The sequence below is a fragment of the Delftia sp. NA_296.1 genome (assembly GCF_052692095.1).
Map to the genome: position 1 here is coordinate 62,719 of NZ_JBQZGF010000014.1, position 15,778 is coordinate 78,496.

Here is a 15,778-nt window from a genome sequence, read left to right on the forward strand (position 1 = left end):
CATGAACGCACGCACCCCTTCGCAGCTGCTGCAGCCCGCAGCCGCGCTTGACCAGATCAGCCGCTCCTGGGACGAGCGCATCGTCCCGGCGCTGACCGAGTACATCGCCATTCCCGCCAAATCGCCCATGTTCGCGCCCGACTGGGAGCAGCAGGGCCACCTGGAGACCGTGCTGCGCAATGCGGCCGACTGGGTGCTGGCGCAGAAGGTGGCCGGCCTGACGCTGGAGATCGTGCGCCAGCCCGGCCGCACGCCGGTGCTGTTCTTCGAGGTGGAAGGCACGCAGGACAAGGCGGCCTCCAGCCCCACGGTGCTGATGTACGGCCACCTGGACAAGCAGCCAGAGTTCGACGGCTGGCGCAGCGACCTGGGCCCGTGGACGCCCAAGTACGAGAACGGCAAGCTCTATGGCCGTGGCGGCGCCGACGACGGCTATGCGGTCTACGCCAGCATCGCGGCCGTGCAGGAGCTCAAGCGCCAGGGCGTGCCGCACCCGCGCATCCTGGGCCTGATCGAGACCTGCGAGGAAAGCGGCTCGCGTGACCTGTTGCCCTATGTCGATGCCCTGCGTCCGCGCCTGGGCGATGTGGGCCTGGTGATCTGCCTGGACAGTGGCGCCGGCAACTACGACCAGCTGTGGCTGACCACCAGCCTGCGCGGCATGGCCAGCGGCACGCTGAAGGTGGAAATCCTCACCGAGGGCGTGCATTCGGGCGATGCCTCGGGCGTCGTGCCGTCGTCCTTCCGCATCCTGCGCCAGGTGCTGGACCGGCTGGAGGACAGCAAGACCGGGCGCCTGCTGCCTGCCAGCTTCCACTGCGAGGTGCCGGCCGAGCGCATGGCGCAGATGCGCGACACGGCGGCCATCCTGGGCGAGGAGACCTATGCCCGCTTCCCCTGGGCGCACTACGACTGCGGCGGCTCCACGCTGTTCGCCCTGCCCACCACCACCGACCCGGTCCAGGCCCTGGTCAAGCGCACCTGGGAGCCCACGTTGAGCGTGACCGGCGCCGAGGGCCTGCCCGCGCTGCAGGACGCCGGCAACGTGCTGCGCCCCTATACCGCCTTCAAGCTCAGTCTGCGCCTGCCGCCCCTGGTCGATGCCGCCGCCTGCGTGCAGGAAATGAAGGCGCTGCTGGAGGACAACGCGCCCTACCAGGCCCGTGTGACCTGGCAGGGCCTGTCGGGCGCCAGCGGCTGGAATGCGCCAGCCATGGACGGCTGGTTCGAGGACGCGCTCAACGCGGCAAGCCAGGCGCATTTCGGCGCCTCCTGCGGCTACATCGGCCAGGGCGGCACGATTCCGCTGATGAACATGCTCAGCCAGGGCTTTCCCAAGGCCCAGATGATGGTCTGCGGCGTGCTCGGTCCCAAGAGCAATGCCCACGGTCCCAATGAATTCCTGCACGTGCCCTATGCCAAGAAGCTCACGGCCGCCGTGGCCCAGGTGATCGCCGCCATGGCAGGGGCGCAGGCAGCCGCCGAGGCGGGCGCTGCTGGCGTGGCGTGATGGCAGTGCCGGCCCCCGCACCCGTTCCTGCACCTGCCTCGCAAGGCCAGGTCACGCGCCTTGCGTCCAGCGACGGCGCCGAGCTGTCACTGCGCGACTGGCCCGTGGACGGGGGCCAGGCGCGCGCCACCGTGCTGCTGGTGCACGGCCTGGGCGAGCACATCGGCCGCTATGAGACGCTGGCCCGGCGCCTCAATGCCTGGGGCTATGCGGTGCGCGGCTACGACCAATACGGCCATGGGCGCTCGGCAGGGCCGCGCGGCGGCTTGACGGCCGATGGCCGGCTGCTGGATGACCTTGCGGCCGTGGTCGATGCCACGCGTGCCCAGCAGCCCGCTGGCCAGCCTCTGGTGCTGCTGGGCCACAGCCTGGGCGGCCTGGTGGCTGCGCTGTTCGTGGCGCGTGCCATCCGGCCTGTCGATGCGCTGGTGCTGTCTTCGCCAGCCTTCGACGTGGGCCTGTCGCCCATCCAGAAACTGCTCGTGGGCACGCTGCCGCGCCTGGTGCCCGACCTGCGCGTGTCCAACGGCCTGCAGATTCCCTATCTCTCGCATGACGCGGCGGTCTGCGATGCCTACCGCGCCGATCCGCTGTGCCATGACCGCATCTGCGCGCGGCTGGCGCGGTTTCTGGCGCAGGGCGGCCCGCAGGTGCTGGCCCGCGCGGGGCAGTGGAGCGTGCCCAGCCTATTGCTGTGGGCGGGGGACGACAGGCTGGTGGCGCCGGCCGGCAGCCAGGCCTTTTCCGACCGCGCGCCGCCAGCCGTGGTACAGGCGCAGCGCTTTGACGGCGCCTACCATGAGCTGTTCAACGAGCGCGATGACTTCGCCGCGCCCGTGTTCGCGCGGCTGCGCGACTGGCTGGGCCGCTTCAGGCCAGCGTGAGCGCCGCCAGCGCGGCCAGGGGCGCGGTTTCCGCGCGCAGCACGCGTGGCCCCAGCGTGACGGGCACAAAGCCCTGGGCGCGGGCCAGGGCCTCCTCTGCAGGCGACAGGCCGCCCTCGGGGCCGGAGAGAAAGACCACGGGTGAATCCTCGGCCGTGGCATCCAGGATCTCACCCAGCGGCCGCGTGCCCTCGCCCAGCGACAGCAGCAGGCGCAGCGTGCCGGGCGGCAGCTGTTTCGCACCGCCCTCCAGCCAGTCCTCCAGGTCTGCAGGGGTGTGCAGCGGGGGAACGCGGTTGCGCGTGCACTGCTCGCAGGCCGATACGGCCACGGCCTGCCAGTGGGCGAGTTTTTTCTCGGCGCGCTCGCCCTTGAGCTTGAGCACGCTGCGCTCGGCCACCAGCGGGGTGATGCTGGCGGCGCCCAGCTCGGCCGCCTTCTCCACCAGCCAGTCCATGCGTTCGTTGGCCGTGATGCCGGCCAGCAGGTGAACGGGGCGCAGGGGCTCGCGTTCCACGGCGTGGTGCGCGCCTATGCGCACGGCCACGTCGCTGCGGCCCATGCGCAGCACGGTGGCCTCGAACTCGCCGCCGCTGAAGCCTTCGCCGGCGCGGCCTTCGAAGAGGGTGATGCCGTCGCCGGGCTGCAGGCGCAGCACCTGCACATGGCGGGCCGCGCCGGGCGGCAGGTCGATGTCGGCGCCGCTGCGCAGCGCAATGGGGCAGTGAAAGCGTGGCATGGCGTATCCGTTCTCAGACGCGCCCGTAGGCCCAGCCGACCTGGGGCTGGATGTTTTCGATCTGGTCCACCAGGCGCAGCAGCGGCGTCAGCTCGCGGTAGCGGCTGCAGGTGGAGCGGATGTAGTGGATGAAGCGCGGCGCGTCGGCCAGGTAGCGGGGCTTGCCGTCGCGCAGCGTCAGCCGCGCGAAGATGCCGGCCACCTTGAGGTGGCGCTGCAGGCCCATCCACTCCACGCCCCGGTAGAACTCACCGAAATCGTCGCCCCAGCCGCTTTGGCTGCGCGCGCCGACCAATCCCGACTTGCGCGCCTTCTCCCAGTAACGCACGGTAATGTCGATGACAAAGTCCTCTTCCCAGCTGATGAAGGCATCGCGCAGCAGGCTGGCGATGTCATAGGTCACCGGGCCATAGACCGCATCCTGGAAGTCCAGCACGCCCAGCGGGCCGCTGGCGGTCACGGGCTGCATGAGATTGCGCGTCATGAAGTCGCGGTGCACGAAGACGCTGGGTGCCGCCAGGTTGTGGGCCACGATCTGGTCGAAGGCCTTGGCCAGCGTGGCCTGCTGCCTGTCGTCGAGCACGGTCTCGCGGTGGCGCGCGATGTACCAGTCCGGGAACAGCTGCAGCTCGCGGCGCAGCAGCGCGTCGTCATACGCGGGAAGCACGTCGGGGCGCGAGGCGGTCTGCCAGGCCAGCAGCACCTCCAGCGCCGAGCGGTACCAGGCTTCCGCGTCCTGGGGCTTTTCCGGGTCCAGCGCCTCGATGACGGTGTGGCCGCCCAGGTCGGACAGCAGCATGAAGCCGTGCGCCGCATCCCAGTCCAGGATCTGCGGCACGGCCAGCCCGGCCGAGGCCATCAGCGCCTGCACCTTGGCGAAGGGCGCGCAATCTTCCTTGTCCGGCGGGGCATCCATGACGATGAGGCTGGCGTCCGCGCTGGTGTCCAGGCGCAGATAGCGGCGAAAGCTGGCATCGGCCGAGGCAGGGCGCAGGGTTTCGGGGCGCAGCGCGTGGCGGGCGGACAGCGGGGCCAGCCAGGCGTCGAAGGCGGCGTGGCGGGCGGGGTCGGCCCAGACAACGCCGGCCGTGGGGGTGTTTGGATGGCTCATGGATAATCGCGATTCTACAAACCGCCACCCCCGGCGAATGCCCGGCGGTGATGCTAGGCTTGCGCCTTTGTCCACCCGCCGCTGTTGACCACCGTGTACCTCCGACCGCCGCTCCCCGATCCGCTGGCTGCCCGCGCGCCCGCGCGCCCCGCTGTACGCCCGCTGGCCTGGCTTGTGGCTCTCGCATGGGCCGGTGGCTCCACGATGGCCCAGGCCCAGCCCGCTGCAGCCGACGAAGGCCGGCTGCAGCAAGTCCGCCCGCTGCGTCCCAGCACGCTGATGCAGGAAACCTATCCCGAGGCAGTGCGCTCCCAGCAGCCCGTCTATGTGCGCGGTGACGCGCTCAGCGGCCAGCCGGACATCAACTCGGTGGTCGAGGGCAATGCCGAACTGCGCCGTGGCGACACCATGATCCGCGCCGACCGGCTCGAGTACCAGGTGCCCGACGACCGCGTCAATGCCTCGGGCGCGGTGCACATCAACCAGGCCGGCAATGTCTACGAGGGCACGCAGCTGGACCTGGAGGTCGATGCCTTCAAGGGCTTTTTCGACAACGCCGGATATCGCTTCCTGGCCAATGGTGCCTACGGCAAATCCTCGCGCGTGGACTTCATCGACCGCGACCATGCCGTGGTCCACGATGCCACCTACACCACCTGCCAGCGCGACGACGAGGCCAGCTGGGAGCCGGCCTGGATGCTGCGCGCCCGGACCCTGCACATCGATATGGCCGAGGAGGTGGGCGTGGCCGAGGGCGCTGCCCTGCAGTTCAAGGGCGTGACCGTGCTGCCCGTGCCGCGCATGAGCTTCCCGCTGTCGGACAAGCGCAAGTCGGGCCTGCTGCCTCCCACCATGGGCCTGGACAAGCTCAGCGGCATCGAATACACGCAGCCCTACTACTGGAACCTTGCGCCCAACCGCGACATGACCCTGTATCCCTCGGTCATGAGCAAGCGCGGCGTCAACCTGGGCGCCCAGTTCCGCTACCTGGAGCCGACCTATTCGGGCGAGGCCTATGCGGCCTACATGCCCGGCGACCGCCAGCGTGACCGGGACCGCTGGGCCTACTCGCTGCAGCACCGGGGCGTCATCGACTCGCCCATCGGTGGCCTGGGGTTGAACATGAACCTCAACCGCGTCAGCGACGACAACTACTGGCGCGACTTCCCGCTGGCCGCCAAAACGCTGCGCGAGCGCCTGCTGCCCAACGATGTGAACCTGTCCTGGGCACGTGGCGACAATGTGCTGACCCTGCGCACCCTGTACTGGCAGACCATGCAGGATGCATCGGCGCCCATTGCCCCGCCCTACGGCATGAAGCCGCAACTGCAATGGCGCTACACGCCGCTGGACCTGCCGCACGGCCTGGACTTCAGCTTTGTGGCCGACACCACGCGCTTCGAGATCGACAAGCCCCTGGCCGGCATGACCTACAACAACGGCCAGCGCAGCTACATGCTGGCCCAGGTGAGCCGCCCCTTCCTGTCGCCGGGCGCCTTCATCACGCCCAGGATCCAGTTGCACACCAGCAACTACCAGGTGGACAGCCTGATGAGCAACGGCAGCCGCAATGCCTCGCGCACGCTGCCCACGGTCAGCGTGGACAGCGGCCTGGTGTTCGAGCGCGACACCACGCTGTTCGGCCGCCAGCTGCTGCAGACCTTCGAGCCGCGCGCCTTCTACACCTACACGCCCTACCGCGACCAGAGCTTTCTGCCGCTGTATGACACGGCGCGCAACGACTTCAACTTCGCGAGCATCTACTCCGAGAACGACTACAACGGCCAGGACCGCATTGCCGATAACCACCTGCTGACCCTGGGCGCGACCACGCGCCTGATCGACGGGGCCACGGGTGCGGAAAAGGCGCGCTTCGGCATTGCGCAGCGCGTGCGTTTCTCCGACCAGAAGGTCATCTTGCCCGGCGAGGTGCCGGCCACCAGCCGCCTGTCCGACGTGCTGCTGGGCGCGGCCATCAACTGGACCGATGCCTGGTCCACCGAAGGCACGACCCAGTACAACCGCGACCTCAACCGCTCGGTGCGTACCACCTTTGGTGCGCGCTACAGCCCCAGCTCCTACCGCACGGTGAACGTGGCCTACCGTACCCAGTACGACACCGTGGCGCGTACCGACGCCAGCAAGCTGATCGATGTGGGCTGGCAATGGCCCATCAACGACCTGTGGGGCGACAAGGGGCGCGACCTGGGTGCCGGCCGTGGCCAGGGCGGCGGGCGCTGGTACACGGTGGGCCGGCTGAACTACAGCCTGAAGGACCGCAAGCTCGTCGATACCGTGGTCGGGCTGGAGTACGACGGCTGCTGCTGGATTGGCCGCGTGGTGCTGGAGCGTCTGCAAAGCTCCATCACCCAGTCCAACACCCGGCTGCTGTTCCAGATCGAGTTCGTCGGCTTCTCGCGGCTGAGCCTGGGTGCAGACCCGCAGCGCAGCCTCAAGCAGAATGTGCCGCGCTACCAGTACCTGCGCGAGTCCGTGACGCCTCCCAGCCGCTTCACCAACTACGATTAGAGCCAACGCTCCAAACACGCTTTTTGCAAGGCATCTCTCCCATGCGTTTTCTTTCCCAGACCCATTGCTGCGCAGCTGCCGCTGTGGCGCTGGCCTTGCTGGCCACCACAGCCCAGGCGCAAGGCCTGCGTGTTCCGGGCCAGTCCAGGGCGCCCCAGGCCGGCGATGCCTCCGTCTCGCGTGCGCTGGACGCCACCAACCTGCCCTCGTCGCGCGATCGCGGCGCCAAGGCAGGCGTGCGCTCGGCCGACTACATCGTCGCCGTGGTCAACTCCGAGCCGGTGACCAACAACGAAGTGCGTGCCCGCATGGCGCGCGTGGCGCAGAACATTGCCGAGCAGGGCGGCCAGATGCCGCCCGAGGCGCTGCTGGCCCGCGAGGTGCTCGAGCGCCTGATCGTCGAAAAGGCCCAGCTGCAGGAAGCCAAGGACACGGGCCTGCGCGTGGATGACTACGCCGTGGACCAGGCGCTGACCAATGTGGCGCGGCAAAACGGCCTGGACAAGGCTGGCCTGCAGTCCCGCCTGCGGGCCGAAGGCGTGAACGAAAAGCAGTTCCGCGAAGAGCTGCGCCGCCAGATCACGCTGCAACGTCTGCGCGAGCGCGATGTGGACGGCCGCGTGCGCGTCACCGATGCCGACATCGATCGCTACCTGGCTGAGCAGCGCAGCGGCGGTGCCGACAAGGCACCGGCCGCCGTGAACCTGGGCCACATCCTGATTTCCGTGCCCGAGAACGCCAGCCCCGCCGAAGTGGCCGAGCGCGAGGCCCGCGCCAAGCAGGCCGCCGAGGCCGCCCGCACGCAAGGCGACTTCCTGGCCGTGGTCAAGGAGTTCTCCGATGTGCCCGACGGCCAGGGCGGCGGCGCCATGGGCATGCGCCCGCTGGACCGCTATCCCGAGCTGTTCACCAAGGCCGTGGGCCAGACGGCGCAGGGCGGCATCGTCGGCCCCTTCCGTTCGGGCGCGGGCTTTCACGTGCTCAAGGTGCTTGAGAAGTCGCAGGCCGGCATGCCGTCCGTGGTCACGCAAAACCATGCGCGCCACATCCTGCTGCGCATTGGCGACCAGATGACCGAGGCCGATGCCGCCAAGCGCCTGGCCGACTACAAGCGCCGCGTGGACAGCGGCCAGGCCAGCTTCGAATCGCTGGCCCGCGAGTTCTCGCAGGACGGCAGCGCGCGCAACGGCGGCGACCTGGGCTGGGCCTCGCCCGGCCAGTTCGTGCCCGAGTTCGAGCAGGTGCTCAATGCGCTGCAGCCCGGCCAAGTCAGCGACCCGCTGGTCTCGCGCTTCGGTGTGCACCTGATCCAGCTCATCGAGCGCCGCCAGGCTGCGCTGACGCCCCGCGAGCAGCGCGACATGGTGCGCAACGTGGTGCGCGAGCGCAAGCTCGAAACCGACTACCAGACCTGGCTCCAGGAACTGCGTGGCCGCGCCTACGTCGAGTACCGCGAGCCTCCGCAATAAGACACCCCCCGAGCAGCTGCGGCTGCAGCAGTCCACAATGGAAGGCGGTGCCATGGCGCACCGCCTTGCTTTTTCTATGAAACACATTCCTCGCAAACGCTTCGGCCAGAACTTCCTGACCGATGACGGCATCATCGACGGCATCGTGAGCGCCATCGACCCCCGGCCGGGCCAGTCCATGGTCGAGATCGGGCCGGGCCTGATGGCCCTGACCCAGCCCCTGGTCGAACGCCTGGGCCGGCTCACCGTGATCGAGCTGGACCGCGACCTGGCCGTGCGCCTGCGCCTGCACGAGCAGCTCGACGTGGTCGAGTCCGACGTGCTCAAGGTGGACTTCCGTGCCATTGCCGCGCGTCTGGGCGTGCCCAAGCTGCGCATTGCGGGCAACCTGCCCTACAACATCTCCAGCCCCATCCTCTTTCACCTGCTCGAGCAGGTGGACGTGGTCGAGGACCAGCATTTCATGCTGCAAAAGGAGGTCATCGACCGCATGGTGGCGGCGCCCTCCACGGCCGCCTATGGGCGGCTGACGGTCATGCTGCAGTGGCGCTATGCGATGGAGAGCGTGCTGTACGTGCCGCCCGAGAGCTTCAATCCGCCGCCCAAGGTGGACAGCGCCGTCGTGCGCATGGTCCCGCGCGAGGCGCCGGCGGCCCTGGACGCGAAGCTGCTGGAGGAGATGGTGCAGGTGGCCTTCAGCCAGCGGCGCAAGATCCTGCGCAACACGCTGGGGCGCTGGCTGGAGGCCAAGGGCTTTGACGGGGAATTCGACCTGCAGCGCCGCGCCGAGGAAGTGCCGGTGTCCGAATACGAGGCACTCGCCGCCCGGTTCACGCGCGCCTAGGCACAGGCGGCGCCCAGCGACTGCAGAGCCCACAGCACCCGATTGGGCGCTGGGGGCTCTGGGCCCTCAATGTCCTGCGCTTACAGGAACGAGTAGAAGCAGCGGAACGGAATCTTGCGCTCGGCCCAGTACTCGGCCGCGTCGCGGAAGCTGTCCAGCAGCTGCTCGCGCACTTCCTTGTCGAACTTGGGCGTGGTCGGGATCTGGTCGAGCACGAGCACAAAGCCCGGCTGCGGGCCGGCCTTGTGGATGGGGTCGGTCAGGCAGTCGTAGAGCGCGTCGAAGTTCTTGCCGAAATGCGCAGGGAAGAAGAACTGCGTGGCCAGCAGTTCCAGGATATCGGCCTTGGTCTGCGCATGGGCCAGGTTGGCATACAGAAAATGGCACCCCAGCGTCTCGGCCGCCTGTTGCAGATCCTCCACCCTGTAGGCGCGGATGGACTGCACGATGTTGGCGCGCACGTTCCGCAAAGGGGTGTCGGGGATCTTACGAAGTGGTGCATCCATCTCCGTGGCTCTTTCTCTAACGTGGATGTGGCCTGCGGGGACGGGCTCATGGCCTTCGGCATCCCTGGGCTGTGGATGAAATGCAGACCCCTGCCAGCGCACTGCGTCGGACACGGAGGGTCGAACTGGCTGTAGAGACTGGGTCGAGGTCATTCGATGATCTTGCGAAAGCTGCTGTAGTGGTCGCTGGTGTAGTAGCAGGCATCGGGCTGCTGGGGCTCTCCGCCGCAGACGATGCGGCGGGCTCCACGGTCACGCGAACCGGGCGTGCGCACCGTGTACTCACGGTAATAGCCGCGCGACTGGCGCGGCAGGATGCGCTCGCGGTTGCCGAACACCGTGCCGTCCTTGTCGTGGGCAAAAGGCCCGCCGCGCAGGATCAGCGTATACGTGGAACGGCCTTCGCGCGGCAACTCGGACAGGGCGACGGTGGCCACGGCCGCTGTCGTCTCCACGCTCTCGGGCGCCGAGCGGCGCGCATCAGCGAGCGAGGGCGACAGCACAAAGGCGGCCCCGACGATGAGCGCTAGACCGGACTGGTACGCCTTGGCGGCGGCTGCCTTCAGCATCAACTACACCTTTCAGAAATCCAGGGAAGCCCTGAAATCTCGACCCGCTAGTGTGACGGAACACCCCTCAAAATGCAAGTTCTGCCCAAAAAACAGGCAGCTTGACCAAGGAAATGTCTGGGGATTGAACAGTGAGAAGGCAACTCTGCGCCTGAGTTGCCTTCTATTCGATGCAAATGCCGCCCGTTGTCAAAAAAAGCGCGCGCGGCCAAAACGAGGGACACCGAGCAAGGGCCGCCCCGCAGCGAGGGTGTCGTCCCCCTCCCGCGAAGCGAGAGAGGGGGAAGCGGCGAAGCCGCTCAGGGGGTGCTTACCGATTAGCGTTAGCGTCCGCCACCGTCAGCGCCGTCATGTTGACGATGCGGCGCACCGTCGTGCTCGGCGTGAGGATGTGCACGGGACGGGCGGCGCCCAGCAGCACGGGACCGATGGCAATGCCGCCGCCAGCGGCCTGCTTGAGCAGGTTGTAGCTGATGTTGGCCGCGTCGATGTTGGGCATGACCAGCAGGTTGGCGTTGCCCAGCAGCGTGCTGTTGGGCATGAGCTGGGCGCGGGCCTTGCCGTCCAGGGCCACGTCGCCGTGCATCTCGCCGTCCACTTCCAGCCACGGGGCCTGCTCGCGCAGCAGCTCCAGGGTCTGGCGCATCTTGACTGCGCTGGGCTGGTTGCTGGAGCCGTAGTTGGAGTGCGACAGCAGGGCGGCCTTGGGCTTGACGCCGAAACGCATCATTTCCTCGGCGGCCATGATGGTGATCTCGGCCAGCTGCTCGGCCGTGGGGTCGTAGTTGACGTGGGTGTCCACCAGGAAGACCTGGCGGTCGGGCAGCAGCAGGCCGTTCATGCAGGCATAGGTCTGCACGCCGGCGCGGCGGCCGATCACCTGGTCCACATACTGCAGGTGGTGCGATGTCTGGCCCCAGGTGCCGGTGATCAGGCCATCGACTTCGCCCTTGTGCAGCAGCATGGAGCCGATCAGGGTCAGGCGGCGGCGCATCTCGATCCGGGCGATGGGCACGGTGATGCCCTTGCGCTCGGTCATGCGGTGGTAGGTCTGCCAGAAGTCGCGGTAGCGCTCGTCGTGCTCGACGTTGACCACGTCGTAGTCCGTGCCTTCCTTCAGGCGCAGGCCGAATTTCTCGATGCGCTGGGCAATGATGGCCGGGCGGCCGATCAGCGTGGGGCGCGCAATGCGCTCGTCCACCACGATCTGCGTGGCGCGCAGGATGCGCTCTTCCTCGCCCTCGGCGTAGGCCACGCGCTTCTTGGCGGCCTTCTTGGCCGCGGCGAACAGCGGCTTCATCATGGTGCCCGAGGCGTAGACGAAGGTCTGCAGGTGGGCGCGGTAGGCATCCATGTCCTGGATCGGGCGCTGGGCCACGCCGCACTCGGCGGCAGCCTGGGCCACGGCCGATGCGATCTTCATCATCAGGCGCGGATCGAAGGGCTTGGGGATCAGGTACTCAGGGCCGAAAGTCAGTTGCTCGCCCACGTAGGCGGCCGCCACTTCCTCGCTCTGCTCGGCCTGGGCCAGCTCGGCGATGGCGTGGACGGTGGCGATTTCCATCTCGGTGGTGATGGTGGTCGCGCCGCAGTCCAGGGCACCGCGGAAGATGTACGGGAAGCACAGGACGTTGTTGACCTGGTTGGGATAGTCCGAGCGGCCCGTGGCGATGATGGCGTCGCTGCGCACGGCCTTCACGTCTTCGGGAATGATTTCGGGGTTGGGGTTGGCCAGCGCGAAGATCACCGGACGCGCGGCCATCTTGACCACCATGTCCTGCTTGAGCACGCCGCCGGCCGACAGGCCCAGGAAGACGTCGGCGCCTTCGATGACCTGGCCCAGCGTGCGCAGCTCGGTGGGGCGAGCGAACTGGGCCTTGTCCTCGTCCATCAGCTCGGTGCGGCCCTCGTAGACCACGCCGGCCAGGTCGGTGACGAACACGTTCTCGCGGCGCAGGCCGACCTTGAGCAGCAGGTTCAGGCAGGCCAGGGCAGCGGCGCCCGCGCCCGAGGCCACGAGACGGACCTCCTCGATCTTCTTGCCGGCCACCTTGAGCGCGTTGACCATGGCCGCTGCCACGGTGATGGCCGTGCCGTGCTGGTCATCGTGGAAGACGGGGATCTTCAGGCGGCGGCGCAGCTCGCGCTCCACGAAGAAGCACTCGGGCGCCTTGATGTCTTCCAGGTTGATGGCGCCGAAGGTGGGCTCCAGCGCGGCGATCACATCGACCAGCTTTTGCGGGTCCTTCTCGTTGATCTCGATGTCGAAGACGTCCACGCCCGCGAACTTCTTGAACAGGACGGCCTTGCCTTCCATCACCGGCTTGGAGGCCAGCGCGCCGATGTCGCCCAGGCCCAGCACGGCGGTGCCGTTGGAGATCACGGCCACCAGGTTGCCGCGCGCCGTGTACTTGAAGGCGGCGGCCGGGTCCTTGACGATCTCTTCGCAGGGCGCTGCCACGCCGGGCGAGTAGGCCAGGGCCAGGTCATGCTGGTTGGCCATGGGCTTGGTCGGCACGATGGTCAACTTGCCGGGCTTGGGAAACTCGTGGTATTCGAGTGCGGCACGGCGCAGCTGGGCACGTTTATCGGAAGGGGTCGGGGCCGTGTTGTCGGACATCAAGCGTCTCCAGCGAAGGCATGGCCAACGCACGCGCGGATCAGCCCGCGTGCCGTCGGCCGAGGTAGGGGGGAACCGATTGTAGGCCGACAGGCAATAGCCGGGCCCTGCTGTGAAACTGTTGTGATGCCTGGTTGCCCAATGCCCTGCGGCGGCGGCGGTCTTTGCTTGCGCGCCGCCGCAAAGCCGGGCAATCACCTGGCATCCATCAGATGGCGTCCAGCGGAAACACCGGGCGGCTGACCCGGGCGAACGGAAAGCGCGAATAGTCCGAGGTGGTCACGCCGGGGCTGTCGCACTCGACCAGGCCGGCGGACAGCGGCACGAAGACGGGCCGGCAGTACATGCGCGACTTGAGCAGCACGAAGCGAAAGCGCGTCGGGTCCATGCCCACGCAGTGGAACACGCCCAGGTCCCAGGGCTCGTGCGTCTGCTCGGTGATCACGATCTGCGCTGCGCCCGTGTCCAGGCAGACCGTGCGGCCCATGTGGCAGCGCTGGCCCGTGTAGATGGGGCCGCTGACCGTGTAGGCGCCGTCGCTGACGGCACGCACCGTGCCGCGCAGCCGCAGCGGCTGCTTGTGCAGGCCGATGCGCTCCAGCGATACCTTGTTGCCCAGCGCGATCTCCACCTCGGCGCCTTCGCCGGCCGCCGTGAGCGAGGCAACCGCTTCGGGGTCGCACAGCGGGCCTACGGCAATGCCTGACAGGCCCAGCTCCAGCGCGGTCTGCAGCACGTCCATGGTGTCGCAGGTGCCGCCGGACATGCAGTTGTCGCCATGGTCGAGCAGCAGCACGGGGCGGTCGGCGCCTTCGGCCAGGGCCTGGGCGCGGCGCAGCGAATCGGCCAGCGGCTCGCTGCGGTAGATGAAATCGGCCCGGCGCTGCCAGATCCGGGCGGCCAGCGCGTCCACGCTCGCCTGGGTGGCCGCGCGCTCGTCGGTCCTGCAGGTGGCGACCACGCTCACGCAGGGCGCGGCGATGTCGGCCAGCGAGAAGCCGCCGAACACCGAGACCGCCGGCAGGCCCTCCGCTTCCAGGGTGCGCGCGGCGTTCACGGCGTCCAGCATGGGGCCGTCCAGCGTGGTGCTGCGCAGCGTGTGGCTCATCAGCGGCAGCCGGTGCCAGCACACGGCATAGCGCGCGCGGCCTGCCAGCATGTCCAGCAGCAGGCGGCCCGCGTGCTCGCCGGTCTCGTACATGTCGATGTGCGGATAGGTCTTGAAGCCCACCATCACGTCGGCATTGCCCACCATTTTTTCGGTGATGTTGCCGTGCAGGTCCAGCGCCACGCCAACGGGCACGCCGGGTGCGGCGGCGCGCACGCGTTCGAGCAGGTCGCCTTCGCCGTCGGCGCTGTTCTCGGCCACCATGGCACCGTGCAGGTCCAGCAAGATGGCATCGCAGCCCGGCGCGGCCGCCACGATGCGGCGCGTGAGTTCGTCGTAGGCGGCCGCATGCACGGGGCCGCTGGGATTGGAGGTGGCAGAGACCGGCGTGACCAGGGTGGCGCCCGCCGCCTCGGCCAGGTCGATGAAGGCGGCCATGGCCGTGCGCATGCCCTTGTTGGCCGAATAGGCGGCCTCGCCATAGGTGGGCGCAAACGCCTCGATGGGCGTGGGCACGGGCGAGAAGGTATTGGTCTCGTGGTTGAGCCGGGCGATCAGGATCTTCATGCCGGCACCCCGCCGTCCGCTGCCTGCACCACGCCCGCGGCCGCCAGCATGGCGCGCAGCAGCACGTTGCAGCCGGCCTCCAGGTGGGCGGGCTCGGCGTCCTCGATCTCGTTGTGGCTGATGCCGTCGGCGCAGGGCACGAAGATCATGGCGGCAGGCGCCACGCGCGCCAGGTAGACGGCATCGTGGCCCGCGCCGCTGACCACGTCCATGGCGCTGTAGCCCAGGTCGGCGGCATTGGCGCGCACGGCCTCCACCAGGTGCGGCGTGAAGGGCTGGGGCGGGAAGTAGACGACCTGCTCCACGCCAATGGTCACGCCACGCGCGGCGGCAATGCGCTCGCAGGCCGCGCGCAGTGCGGCGTCCATGTCCAGCAACTGGCCGTCGTCCGGCGCGCGCAGGTCCACGCTGAGCTTGACCCCGCCCGGGATCACGTTGCGCGAGTTGGGAAACACCTCCAGCGATCCCACGGTGCCGCGCGCATGCGGCAGGCGGTCCACGGCGATGCGGTTGACCTCGGCCACGATGCAGCTGGCGGCCAGCAGCGCGTCGTGGCGCAGCTCCATGGGCGTGGGGCCGGCATGGGCCTCCATGCCTTGCACGCTGACGTCGTACCAGCGCTGGCCCAGCGCGGCGCTGACCACGCCGATCACGCGTTCATGGTTTTCCAGCACCGGGCCCTGCTCGATATGGGCTTCGAAATACGCGCCCACCGCAGGCGCCGGGCCGGCCGGCCCGGCATAGCCGATGGCGCGCAGCGCCTCGTCCACGCTCACGCCCTGGGCATCGCGCTGGGCCAGCGCATGCTCCAGCGTGAAGGCATTGACGAACACGCCCGAGCCCATCATCACGGGCACGAAGCGCGAGCCTTCCTCATTGGTCCACACGGCCACCTCCACCGGGGCGCGCGTGCGCACGCCGCCGTCGTTGAGCGTGCGCAGCACCTCCAGCCCGGCCAGCACGCCGTAGTTGCCGTCGAACTTGCCGCCTGTGGGCTGGGTGTCGATGTGGCTGCCCGTCATCACGGGCGGCAGCGCATCGTCCAGGCCCGCGCGCCGCGCGAAGATGTTGCCGATGGCATCGACGCGGATGCTGCAGCCGGCCTCGCGCGCCCACTGCACGAAGAGATCGCGCCCCTGGCGGTCCAGGTCCGTCAGCGCCAGGCGGCACACGCCGCCCTTGGGTGTGGCGCCTATGCGCGCCAGGTCCATCAGCGATTGCCACAGGCGGGCGCCGTCGGTGCGCAGCCCGGCCGCAACGGCGGTGGCTGCAAGAGGGGTACTGAGATCCATGAATGACTCCTGGGAATGCGAAAGGCGGTG

Annotated in this window: 12 protein-coding genes; 5 read left to right on the top strand and 7 right to left on the bottom strand. The window is 68.6% G+C overall.

What is annotated here, in order from left to right; all coding sequences use genetic code 11:
- Position 1 precedes the first annotated feature (1 nt).
- Both ACUTR7_RS26825 and ACUTR7_RS26830 read left to right on the top strand, forming a co-directional pair.
- The gene (locus ACUTR7_RS26825) at positions 2-1,510 is read left to right on the top strand and encodes a M20 family metallopeptidase (RefSeq protein ID WP_013804799.1); all 1,509 of its coding nucleotides are present in this window, start codon (positions 2-4) and stop codon (positions 1,508-1,510) included.
- Entirely contained in the window at positions 1,510-2,394 is an 885-nt protein-coding gene (locus ACUTR7_RS26830) for an alpha/beta hydrolase (protein WP_445610218.1), read from the top strand. The genes ACUTR7_RS26825 and ACUTR7_RS26830 overlap by 1 nt, the downstream gene beginning before the upstream one ends.
- On the opposite strand, the gene ACUTR7_RS26835 is transcribed toward ACUTR7_RS26830, so the two are convergent.
- Both ACUTR7_RS26835 and ACUTR7_RS26840 read right to left on the bottom strand, forming a co-directional pair.
- Complete coding sequence (locus tag ACUTR7_RS26835; RefSeq protein ID WP_198819866.1) at positions 2,381-3,133, bottom strand: 16S rRNA (uracil(1498)-N(3))-methyltransferase; 753 nt, start codon at positions 3,131-3,133, stop codon at positions 2,381-2,383. The genes ACUTR7_RS26830 and ACUTR7_RS26835 overlap by 14 nt on opposite strands.
- 13 nt (positions 3,134-3,146) lie before the next feature.
- Positions 3,147-4,244 carry an aminoglycoside phosphotransferase family protein gene (locus tag ACUTR7_RS26840; protein ID WP_198819867.1) on the bottom strand — a complete coding sequence of 366 codons (1,098 nt, stop codon included), beginning with the start codon at positions 4,242-4,244 and terminating at the stop codon, positions 3,147-3,149.
- Between the two features lie 93 nt (positions 4,245-4,337).
- On the opposite strand from ACUTR7_RS26840, the gene ACUTR7_RS26845 reads away from it, so the two are divergent.
- The 3 genes from ACUTR7_RS26845 to rsmA all read left to right on the top strand — a co-directional run bounded on the left by ACUTR7_RS26845 (position 4,338) and on the right by rsmA (position 9,086).
- Positions 4,338-6,773, top strand: coding sequence for an LPS-assembly protein LptD (locus ACUTR7_RS26845; RefSeq protein ID WP_445610219.1), 2,436 nt, complete (start codon positions 4,338-4,340; stop codon positions 6,771-6,773).
- Positions 6,774-6,814: 41 nt separating this feature from the next.
- Complete coding sequence (locus ACUTR7_RS26850) at positions 6,815-8,242, top strand: peptidylprolyl isomerase (protein ID WP_013804794.1); 1,428 nt, start codon at positions 6,815-6,817, stop codon at positions 8,240-8,242.
- A 76-nt stretch (positions 8,243-8,318) separates the two neighbouring features.
- Positions 8,319-9,086: a 16S rRNA (adenine(1518)-N(6)/adenine(1519)-N(6))-dimethyltransferase RsmA gene (gene rsmA, locus ACUTR7_RS26855; protein WP_445610220.1), complete on the top strand. Its 768-nt coding sequence runs from the start codon at positions 8,319-8,321 to the stop codon at positions 9,084-9,086.
- A gap of 80 nt (positions 9,087-9,166) precedes the next feature.
- On the opposite strand, the gene ACUTR7_RS26860 is transcribed toward rsmA, so the two are convergent.
- The 5 genes from ACUTR7_RS26860 to ACUTR7_RS26880 all read right to left on the bottom strand — a co-directional run bounded on the left by ACUTR7_RS26860 (position 9,167) and on the right by ACUTR7_RS26880 (position 15,748).
- A complete protein-coding gene (locus tag ACUTR7_RS26860; RefSeq protein ID WP_013804792.1) occupies positions 9,167-9,592 on the bottom strand; it encodes a barstar family protein in 426 nt (141 codons plus the stop codon).
- Between the two features lie 149 nt (positions 9,593-9,741).
- The gene (locus ACUTR7_RS26865) at positions 9,742-10,161 is read right to left on the bottom strand and encodes a ribonuclease domain-containing protein (RefSeq protein ID WP_013804791.1); all 420 of its coding nucleotides are present in this window, start codon (positions 10,159-10,161) and stop codon (positions 9,742-9,744) included.
- 310 nt (positions 10,162-10,471) lie between these two features.
- The gene (locus ACUTR7_RS26870; RefSeq protein WP_096914532.1) at positions 10,472-12,781 is read right to left on the bottom strand and encodes an NADP-dependent malic enzyme; all 2,310 of its coding nucleotides are present in this window, start codon (positions 12,779-12,781) and stop codon (positions 10,472-10,474) included.
- Between the two features lie 208 nt (positions 12,782-12,989).
- Positions 12,990-14,456, bottom strand: coding sequence for a M81 family metallopeptidase (locus ACUTR7_RS26875; RefSeq protein ID WP_445610221.1), 1,467 nt, complete (start codon positions 14,454-14,456; stop codon positions 12,990-12,992).
- Entirely contained in the window at positions 14,453-15,748 is a 1,296-nt protein-coding gene (locus ACUTR7_RS26880; protein WP_445610222.1) for a Zn-dependent hydrolase, read from the bottom strand. The genes ACUTR7_RS26875 and ACUTR7_RS26880 overlap by 4 nt, the downstream gene beginning before the upstream one ends.
- Positions 15,749-15,778 lie beyond the last annotated feature (30 nt).